Source organism: Rhizobacter sp. P3_C12 (genome assembly GCF_056402735.1).
In genome coordinates this window covers 1-1,492 of sequence record NZ_JBFUGW010000566.1, presented here as the reverse complement: position 1 = coordinate 1,492, position 1,492 = coordinate 1, and the positions used below count along the sequence as shown (strand labels likewise).

Sequence of the window (1,492 nt, the reverse complement as noted above, 5' to 3'; positions counted from 1 at the left end):
CCATAGTTGACGCCGCTGGAGCGCGAGCCGCACAGGTCGCGCTCCAGCAGCACCACCTTGAGCCCCATGCGGCGCAGCGCGAGCGCGGCCGAGCTGCCGACGATGCCGCCGCCGACGATCGCGACATCGGTGACGATCCGCCGGGCCGTCATCGGGTGACCTCCGCTTCGCGCAGCGCCACGAACGGCACCGGCTTGATCGGCGCCTGCCCGCGCAGGCGGCCCACCTCGCCGACCGGCCGGCCACAGGCCTGCGCCAGCACCTCGGTGGCCGCGACGCCGCACATGCGGCCCTGGCAGCGCCCCATGCCGACGCGCGACAGCGCCTTCAGCCGGTTGATGTCGTCGGCACCGGTCTCGCGCACGGTGGCGCGCAACTGGCCGGCGGTGACGTTCTCGCAGCGGCAGACGACGAGTTCGTCATCGGCACGCGCCGCCCAGTCCGCCGGGAACGGGAAGGCGCGTTCGAGCCCGCGGCGGAACGGCTGGATGCCGGCCAGGCGCTGCTCCAGCGCGCGCGCCCGCGCCGCGTCGACGGCCATGCCGCGGTCTTCCAGCAGCGCCAGTGCAGCGCGCTCGCCGGCCCATTCGGCGGCATCGGCACCGAGGATGCCGGCGCCATCGCCGGCCAGGTACACGCCGGCCACGCTGCTGCGGCCTGCCGCATCGCGCAGCGGCAGGTGCGCGCGCTGCACCGCGTCGAACGCGAAGCCGCAGCCGAGCAGGTCGGCGAGCTGGGTCTCCGGGCGCAGCGCATGGCCCATGCCGACCGCGTCGCACTCGATCGTGCGGGCCCGGCCGCGGTGCTCGAACTGCAGCGCCTCGACGCGCTCGCCGCCGATGATCTTCAGCGGCCGTGCACCGCGCAGGATCGGCACGCGGTGCGCGTGCAGCCAGGCCACGTACCAGGCGCCCTTCATCAGCGTGGCCGGCTGCGTCAGCATCAGCGGCAGCGCGGCGACCTGGTCGGCCAGCCGCGCGCTGTCGAGCACCGCCGCCACGCGCGCACCGGCCTTCGCATACTGGTACGCGACGAGGTACAGCAGCGGCCCGCTGCCCATCAGCACGACGCGCCCGCCGATCGCGCAGCCCTGGAACTTCAGCGCCACCTGCGCGCCGCCCAGCGTGAAGGCGCCCGGCAGCGTCCAGCCGGGCACCGGCAGCACGCGGTCGGTGGCGCCGGTGGCAACGATCAGGCCCTGGTACGGCACGCGCTCGATGCGGCCGCGGTGCAGCACGTCGAGCGCGCCGCCCTGCGCGTTCCACACCAGGCTGTCGGGCCGGTGGTCGATGCGGTCTGCGAGGCCATCGGCCGCGGCATGCAAGGCGGTGGCGCGCGCCGCCTCGGTGCCGTACAGCGCAGCGGCCGTGCGGCGGAAATGCGCGGGCGGGCGCCGGTAGATCTGCCCGCCGGCACGCGGCGCCTCGTCGATCAGCACCGGGCGCAGTCCGTGCGCGACCAGCGCCTGCGCGGCGCGCACGCCGGCCGGGCC

At 75.9% G+C, this 1,492-nt stretch carries 2 protein-coding genes; both read right to left on the bottom strand.

What is annotated here, in order from left to right; translation table 11 throughout:
* Window positions 1–152 (bottom strand): FAD-dependent oxidoreductase (locus AC1DXV_RS34525; RefSeq protein WP_477938037.1); only part of this gene is annotated, 152 nt, incomplete at its 3' end.
* A partial coding sequence (locus AC1DXV_RS34520) for an FAD/NAD(P)-dependent oxidoreductase (RefSeq protein WP_477938036.1) occupies window positions 149–1,492 on the bottom strand: 1,344 nt, incomplete at its 5' end. The genes AC1DXV_RS34520 and AC1DXV_RS34525, both read right to left, overlap by 4 nt.